Raw genomic sequence first — 8,297 nt, forward strand, 5'->3', positions numbered from 1 at the left:
ATATGGACATTGAATTGCCGGAAGAAATCTTTGGTGTGAAAAAATGGGAATGTACCGTTATTTCTAACGATAACAAAGCCACCTTTATCAAAGAGCTTAAATTAGCGATTCCTGAGGGTGAAGAAGTGCCATTCCGTGCAGGTGGTTATATCCAAATCGAAGCCGATCCTCATACGGTTTACTACAAAGATTTCGATATTCCAGAAGAATACCATGAGGATTGGGATAAATATGACCTGTGGCGTTATGTGTCCAAAGTCGATGAGCATATTATCCGTGCTTACTCCATGGCATCTTATCCGGAAGAAAAAGGCATTATTATGCTGAACGTGCGTATTGCAACGCCTCCGCCACGTCAACCTGATGCCCCTCCGGGACAAATGTCCTCTTATATTTGGTCATTAAAACCGGGTGATAAAGTGACGATTTCCGGTCCATTCGGTGAATTCTTCGCGAAAGATACCGATGCCGAAATGGTGTTCATTGGCGGCGGTGCGGGTATGGCGCCAATGCGTTCCCATATCTTTGACCAATTAAAACGTTTACATTCCAAACGTAAAATGTCGTTCTGGTATGGTGCCCGTTCTAAACGTGAAATGTTCTATGTGGAGGATTTTGATCAGCTTGCTGCAGAAAATCCAAACTTTACATGGCACGTTGCACTTTCCGATCCATTACCGGAAGACAACTGGACAGGCTATACAGGCTTTATTCACAACGTGCTTTATGAAAACTACCTGAAAAATCATGAAGCGCCGGAAGACTGTGAATACTATATGTGCGGCCCTCCGGTAATGAACGCGGCGGTCATCAAAATGTTGAAAGACCTTGGTGTTGAAGATGAAAACATCTTATTGGATGACTTCGGTGGTTGATTTTAGTTAATCAAAACACATAAAAAAATGACCGCACTTTACTCTTTATCGCAAGAGAAGTGCGGTCAATATTTAATATGAATTACAGGCAAGCGGATTGAAAAGTCGGTTTGCCTGTAATTCATCTCGTTAGGAAAGAAAAATGAAAAAACTATTGAGTGTCGTTATCGCAATTGCCATGGTATTTTCTTTGACGGCCTGCCGGCAAGCCCCCAATGCGGTGCTCTTGAGCGGCAACACCATGGGGACGACTTATCATGTGAAATATATCGATGACGGTTCCGTTACCGAAACATCGCAGAAAATTCATGAACAAATCGAAGCGATTTTACAAGACGTAAATGCGAAAATGTCCACTTACATTAAAGATTCCGAATTAAGTCGTTTCAATCAAAATACTCAAGTGAATACGCCGATTGAGATTTCTCAGGATCTTGCAAAAGTATTAGCAGAAGCGATTCGTTTAAATAAAATGACTGAAGGCGCATTAGATGTCACCGTAGGGCCTGTCGTCAATCTTTGGGGCTTTGGCCCGGAAAAACGGCCGGAACGTCAACCGACAAGCGAACAGCTGGCCGAACGTCAAGCTTGGGTCGGCATTGATAAAATCGCTCTTGAAATGAACGGCAACACCCCGACCTTAGCCAAGAAAATTCCACAGGTTTATATTGATTTATCTTCCATCGCGAAAGGTTTTGGCGTGGATCAAGTGGCAGAAAAATTGGAACAACTCAACGCACAAAATTATATGGTAGAAATCGGTGGTGAAATTCGCGCCAAAGGTAAGAATTCTGAAGGAAAACCTTGGCAAATCGCCATCGAAAAACCGAATACTACGGGCGAAAGAGCGGTTGAAAATGTAATTGGTTTAAATAATATGGCGATGGCAACCTCCGGTGACTATCGTATTTATTTTGAAGAAAATGGCCAGCGTTTTGCCCATGAAATCGATCCAAAAACCGGCTATCCCATTCAGCATCATTTAGCGTCGATCACTGTGTTAGCGCCAACTTCCATGACTGCTGACGGTTTATCCACAGGATTGTTTGTGCTTGGCGAAGAGAAAGCGCTTGAGGTGGCCGAGAAAAATAATCTCGCGATTTATTTGATCATCAAAACGGACAAAGGCTTTGAAACCAAAATGTCATCTGCCTTTAAAAAATTAACGGAAACCAAGGAATAACTATGCAAACTTTATTTTTCACTCTTATCGCTTTTGTCGCCATTATTTTACTGATGTCTATCGGTTTTATCGTTAAAAAGAAAAGTTTAAAAGGTAGTTGCGGCGGTTTATCCACCCTAGGCATTGCCAAAGCCTGTGACTGCGACAAACCTTGCGACACACTCCAATCCAAACTCGACGCCGGTGATGAACAAGCTAAAGCAGAATACGAACAAAAATTCACCAAGAAAAATGATGATTCGTCGTTTTATGAAGTGAAGTAAACTAAACGGTCAGCAATGCTGACCGTTTTTGTATTGACATTTAATACACAAATAATAGAATCGTACATCATTTGTATAGACGAAAGGATAGTTATGCGTACAGCGACAATTAATCTCCGAGCTATGCCTAATCAGCGGGATTTGATTGATTATGCGGCAGAGTTGCTCGGCAAAAGCCGTTCTGATTTTATGTTAGAGTCAGCATGTAATAATGCTAAAAACGTTATTTTAGATCGAACACTATTCCAGCTTGAAGAAGAAAAATTTAGCCAATTTTTGACCGCACTTGAGCAACCTGTTGATCATCATTCAATGGATAAACTCTTTTCGATTAAGGCTCCTTGGACAGAATAATGGCTGGTTATTCTTTCCCTGAATCTCTTTCTAATCAACATCATTTGGCAACATTCGATTGTGGTGAAGAAGTATTAAATCAATGGCTTAAACGCAATGCATTGAAAAATCAAATTAGTCAGGCTAGCCGAACTTTTGTGGTTTGTGATCAAAATAAAAATGTAGTGGCGTATTATGCGATGGCGTCCGGCGCGATTACTCACTTACAGGCTACCGGTAATATTCGCCGAAATATGCCGGATCCCATTCCCGTTATCATTTTAGGGCGTTTAGCAGTAGATAAATCAATACAAGGCAGACACTTTGGGGCAGCTATGTTAAAAGATGCGGTACTGCGCGCTAAATCAGTAAGCGAACAAATTGGCGTTCGCGCATTACTTGTCCATGCTTTGAATGAAAAAGCGAAAGCATTTTATCTTAGTTATGGTTTTCAACCTTCACCGATTGATGATCTCACATTAATGTTAAAACTTTAGAAAATATTATGTTATCAAAAACTTACAACCAACACTTTGCAACCTTAAGCGCTGAACAACTTGCCCAAAATGCCATGAAAAAAGTGATTTGTGGCATGTCCGGAGGAGTGGATTCCTCCGTGTCTGCTTTTATTCTTCAACAACAAGGCTATCAAGTAGAAGGTTTGTTTATGAAGAACTGGGAAGAAGATGACGATACCGATTATTGTACTGCAGCAGCCGACCTCGCCGACGCGCAAGCAGTGTGTGACAAGCTCGGCATTAAGCTGCATAAAATCAATTTTGCGGCGGAATATTGGGATAATGTGTTTGAACATTTCCTTAGTGAATACAAAGCGGGTCGCACGCCGAATCCGGATATTCTGTGCAACAAAGAAATTAAATTTAAAGCGTTCTTGGAATATGCAGCGGAAGATTTAGGCGCGAATTATATTGCCACAGGGCATTATGTGCGTCGTGCAGGTGATGATGATAATGCGCAATTATTACGTGGTTTAGACGCCAATAAAGACCAAAGCTATTTCCTTTATACGCTTAGCCACAAACAAGTGGGGCAAAGTCTATTTCCGGTAGGCGATATTGAAAAGCCAATTGTGCGCGCCATCGCGGAAGATTTGGGTTTAGTCACGGCGAAGAAAAAAGATTCTACCGGTATTTGTTTTATCGGTGAGCGTAAATTCAAAGACTTTTTAGCGCGTTATTTGCCGGCACAACCGGGCGATATTCGCACGGTGGATGGCGAAGTTATCGGTCGTCATGATGGTTTGATGTATCACACTTTAGGTCAGCGCAAAGGCTTGGGCATTGGTGGTTTGAAAAATGCCGGCGAGGAAGCGTGGTATGTGGTAGATAAAGACGTGAAAAATAACGAACTGATTGTGGCACAAGGGCACGATCATCCACGTTTGTTTTCCAAAGGTTTGATTGCAAAACAGCTTCATTGGGTGGATCGCCAACCGATTCGTGAATCATTCCGTTGTACGGTAAAAACTCGCTATCGCCAAACGGATATTCCTTGTGTGGTTGAGCCTATCGACGATGAAACTATCCGCGTCATTTTCGATGAACCGCAAGCAGCGGTTACGCCGGGTCAATCCGCCGTATTTTATCTCGGTGAAGTTTGCCTGGGCGGCGGTATTATCGAAGAACGTCTTACCCTCGAGTAAACCCAAGCTGCTACATGCTTAGCGACCTCCTCCCAGAGCACCGCATTGAAAGTCGCTTCGGGCCCGGTGAAAAATTCAATTCTTCCAATTACCTTACTTTCCGGCGCAAATTGAATTAACCAAAAAGAAAAGGCGACCGCATTTGGGTCGCCTCATTAATTAATGTGTTAAATCACCATTAACAAATCGTAGTGCCCTCTTCCGTGCCGAGCACTACGTTACGCAATGCGCCCGGACGCCCCATATTGAACACACGGATCGGCATGCCGTGGTCGCGCGCTAAAGTAAACGCTGCCAAGTCCATCACCTGCAATTCTTTATCAATCACTTCAGCATAACTTAGATTTTTATACAGTTTGGCATCCTGATTTTTCGCCGGATCGCAATCATATACGCCGTCTACTTTCGTCGCTTTTAACACAACGTCCGCTTCGATTTCGATACCGCGTAAACAGGCGGCCGAATCGGTGGTAAAAAATGGGCTACCGGTACCGGCGGAGAAAATCACCACGCGTTTTTCACGTAACATTTTTATCGCTTCCGACCAATTGTAAGTGTCGCAAATACCGTTTAGTTGGAACGCCGACATCAATTTTGCGTTTACGTCCGCTCGAAATAAGGAATCGCGCATCGCTAAACCGTTCATGACCGTAGCCAACATTCCCATGTGGTCGCCCACCACACGATTCATGCCGGCTTTCGCCAATTTTGCACCGCGGAATAAGTTACCACCGCCCAGCACGACACCAACTTCCACCCCCATTTCGACTAATTCTTTGATTTCAATCGCCATGCGATCAAGGATTGACGGATCGATACCGAATCCTTCGTCGCCTTGTAATGCTTCACCACTTAATTTCAATAAAATACGTTTATAAATCGGTCGGCTCATTATTTATTTTTCCTTTCTGGCTTAAAAAAATTGGTTTATTTTATAGAATAACCACGCAAGAGTGAAGAAGTTAAAACTGGAAATCCGGCGTAAAAAGGAGATAATGAGCGGCATTTGTTTTCAAATAGAGATGATATGAACACACAAAAAACTTACCGAATTTTAGCCACGCTTTTCGTTTTTATTTGTGCCCTGACAGCCGGCTACTTTATGTTAATCGGTTCAGGGATGTTTCCTAGCCCCAATGCGGTGCTAATTTTACTCTCCACCGCGTTGATTCTTTTATTAAGCAGTAGCAAAAAATCTTTCTATTTTATTATGTTGCCGCTGGGATTGGCGCACGCCTTTTATACGCCCACCGGTTTAAATTTCGGTGCGCCGAGCTATCAATATATCGCTTCTGTGTTCGCCACTGATATGCTGGAAACCAAAGAGTTTTTGCTGCAAATTCCGCTGACAAGTTATTTAATTGCCATAGCGATCCCGATTTTGCTATTCGTGCAATATAAAAGTGCAGTTAAATTCGGCGTTAAATTTTATCGTAACAAAACCTTTATTGTACTGGCGACCTTGCTTTTTGCATTTTATTTACCGATTGCCGAGCCACTTAAGGAAACGCTAAGTTCTACGCTAAAAATAATAGACGAAATGCAAAAACTCAAACAAATGTCACAATCCAATAATTGGGGAAAATCCGTACTGGAAAATTCTCGTTACGACGATTATGTAATTGTATTGGGCGAAAGTGCGCGCAAAGATTATCATCATGCATACGGCTATCCGATTGAAAATACGCCATTTATGTCGAATGCAAAAGGGACGCTGATTGACGGCTTGCGCTCCGCCGGCACTAATACTGTCGCCTCATTACGTTTAATGTTGACCTTGCCGAACAAAGAAAAGTGGGAGCCGAATTACGATTTGAGTTTAGTCGATTTGGTCAAATCCGCCGGCATTAAAACCTATTGGCTATCAAACCAAGGCATGTTGGGCGAATTTGATACGCCGGTATCGTCACTGGCCGCAAAATCTGATGAAACCATTTTCTTAAAAAAAGGAGGCAGTTTTAATTCCACCAACTTTAGTGATTTCGATTTACTGCCGAAACTCACTCAAGTATTAGAAGATCCAATTCAAGGGAAACGTTTTATTGTATTACATATTTACGGCTCGCATCCGCTGGCGTGCGACCGTGTGGAAGATTATCCAAAAATTTATAAAGATGAGGAAATCGATCCGAAATATGGCTATTTGAACTGCTATGTTTCTTCCATTAAGAAAACCGATGAATTTTTAAAACGCGTATATGAACAGCTTGAAGAGAACTCGACAAAAACAGGACGTACGTTTTCAATGATTTATTTTTCCGATCACGGTTTATGCCATCAACAGGATGAAAAAAATAACGTGCTGTTATTTAATCAAAACTGTTTCAGCCGCGAACACCATGATATCCCGCTGTTTAAATTGTCGTCCGATGATAGCGAACGGAAAGAATACAAAGCGTTTAAATCCGGTTTGAACTTCTTAGAAGGTGTTGCAACTTGGATCGGCATTAAGAATCCGAAACTTACTCAGGAAGAAGATTTATTTTCTAACCAAGCGGATAAAGATGATTTCGGCTTGCAAAAGCGCATTAATGAGAAATATCGTAAAGATGATGATCCGGCAATCGATATCCGACCGAAACATAAATAACACGCAAAACAAAAGCCGATAATCAAGTTATCGGCTTTTTATCTCTGAAAAAAGAATTAAGCATTACCGCCGGTAATTTTAGCCACTTCAGCGGCAAAATCCTCTTCCACTTTTTCGATACCTTCACCCACTTCTAAACGAATGAAGTTAGACACAGAAGTGTTTACAGATTTTAAGAAATCACCAACAGAAACAGACGGATCCATCACGAATGCTTGACCGGTTAAAGACACTTCGCCAGTGAATTTCTTCATACGGCCTTCAACCATTTTCTCTGCGATTTCTTTCGGTTTACCGGAATTAATCGCGATGTCGATTTGGATTTGACGCTCATGTTCTACCACTTCGGCGGAAACGTCTTCCGGGTTAACGAATTCAGGTTTAGACGCAGCAACGTGCATCGCTACTTTTTTGAGTTCTTCCGCAGACCCTTCGCCCGCCACTAACACACCAATTTTCGCGCCGTGTAAGTATTGTGCGATGACTTTACCGTCTAAATAAGCGACACGACGAATAGTCATGTTTTCGCCGATTTTCGCTACTAACGCCGCACGTTTTTCTTCAAAATGCGCCTGTAATTGTTCAATTGTCGTGCCTTTGTGCGCGGCGGCATAATCCGCCACTTCATTTGCCAAGCCTAAGAAACCGGCATCTTTCGCAACGAAGTCGGTTTCGCAGTTCATTTCAACCAATACGCCGAAGCCATTTTCAATACGTGCAAGAATTACACCTTCTGCGGCCACGCGACCGGCTTTTTTCGCCGCTTTCGCTTGACCGGATTTACGCATGTTGTCGATGGCCAATTCAATGTCGCCGTTCGCTTCAACTAATGCTTTTTTACATTCCATCATGCCTGCGCCGGTACGTTCGCGCAGTTCTTTTACTAATGCTGCTGTAATTTCAGCCATTTTTCCAATCCTCTGTCTTAAAGTACGGTGCTTTAAACGTACTTTGGGTAAAAATACAGGGGCTAAATTTTAGCCCCTGTGCCAATTAATCGTTTTGATTAATAAGGGCTGAGCCTTATTTCGATAACCCGAATTATTGTTCCGTTGCTTCCACTTCTACAACTAATTCTTCCGCAATCGCTTCAACATTGTTACCGCGACCTTCTTTCACCGCTGCTGCTGCAGCCGTTAAATAAAGTTGGATTGCACGAGTTGCGTCATCATTGCCCGGGATAACATAATCCACACCGGCCGGTGTAGAGTTGGTATCCACGATAGCGAATACAGGAATGCCAAGGTTGTTCGCTTCTTTCACCGCGATATGTTCGTGATCCGCACCGATGACAAATAACGCATCCGGTAAACCACCCATATTTTTGATACCGCCGAGGCTTAATTCAAGTTTTTCCATCTCACGGCTACGCATTAACGCTTCTTTTTTG

10 protein-coding genes are annotated in these 8,297 nt (G+C 42.6%); 7 read left to right on the forward strand and 3 right to left on the reverse strand.

Annotated features, from left to right (window positions below; genetic code table 11):
- From nqrF to mnmA, 6 genes are all read left to right on the forward strand, one after another.
- On the forward strand, positions 1 to 875 hold an 875-nt coding region (gene nqrF / locus ACO59Y_RS01105; RefSeq protein ID WP_486129890.1), incomplete at its 5' end, for an NADH:ubiquinone reductase (Na(+)-transporting) subunit F.
- Positions 876 to 1,017: 142 nt separating this feature from the next.
- A complete protein-coding gene (locus ACO59Y_RS01110; RefSeq protein ID WP_486129892.1) occupies positions 1,018 to 2,058 on the forward strand; it encodes an FAD:protein FMN transferase in 1,041 nt (346 codons plus the stop codon).
- Between the two features lie 2 nt (positions 2,059 to 2,060).
- The gene (gene nqrM, locus ACO59Y_RS01115; RefSeq protein WP_373603674.1) at positions 2,061 to 2,321 is read left to right on the forward strand and encodes a (Na+)-NQR maturation NqrM; all 261 of its coding nucleotides are present in this window, start codon (positions 2,061 to 2,063) and stop codon (positions 2,319 to 2,321) included.
- 93 nt (positions 2,322 to 2,414) lie between these two features.
- Positions 2,415 to 2,675 carry a type II toxin-antitoxin system TacA family antitoxin gene (locus ACO59Y_RS01120; RefSeq protein ID WP_486129895.1) on the forward strand — a complete coding sequence of 87 codons (261 nt, stop codon included), beginning with the start codon at positions 2,415 to 2,417 and terminating at the stop codon, positions 2,673 to 2,675.
- Positions 2,675 to 3,151, forward strand: coding sequence for a GNAT family N-acetyltransferase (locus ACO59Y_RS01125; protein ID WP_486129897.1), 477 nt, complete (start codon positions 2,675 to 2,677; stop codon positions 3,149 to 3,151). Before ACO59Y_RS01120 ends, ACO59Y_RS01125 begins: the two co-directional genes overlap by 1 nt.
- Positions 3,152 to 3,159: 8 nt before the next feature.
- Complete coding sequence (gene mnmA, locus ACO59Y_RS01130; protein ID WP_486129899.1) at positions 3,160 to 4,317, forward strand: tRNA 2-thiouridine(34) synthase MnmA; 1,158 nt, start codon at positions 3,160 to 3,162, stop codon at positions 4,315 to 4,317.
- Positions 4,318 to 4,495: 178 nt separating this feature from the next.
- Here the strand turns inward: mnmA and pyrH are convergent, their stop codons facing one another.
- Entirely contained in the window at positions 4,496 to 5,209 is a 714-nt protein-coding gene (pyrH, locus tag ACO59Y_RS01135; RefSeq protein ID WP_486129901.1) for a UMP kinase, read from the reverse strand.
- 135 nt (positions 5,210 to 5,344) lie between these two features.
- On the opposite strand from pyrH, the gene ACO59Y_RS01140 reads away from it, so the two are divergent.
- A complete protein-coding gene (locus ACO59Y_RS01140; RefSeq protein ID WP_486129903.1) occupies positions 5,345 to 6,907 on the forward strand; it encodes a phosphoethanolamine transferase in 1,563 nt (520 codons plus the stop codon).
- A gap of 56 nt (positions 6,908 to 6,963) precedes the next feature.
- Here ACO59Y_RS01140 and tsf read toward each other — a convergent pair whose 3' ends face one another.
- Entirely contained in the window at positions 6,964 to 7,815 is an 852-nt protein-coding gene (tsf, locus tag ACO59Y_RS01145; RefSeq protein WP_373603668.1) for a translation elongation factor Ts, read from the reverse strand.
- A 133-nt stretch (positions 7,816 to 7,948) separates the two neighbouring features.
- Positions 7,949 to 8,297, reverse strand: a 349-nt coding sequence (gene rpsB / locus ACO59Y_RS01150; protein ID WP_486129905.1) for a 30S ribosomal protein S2, incomplete at its 5' end; no start/stop codon positions are given.

It is taken from the genome of Rodentibacter sp., assembly GCF_057314195.1.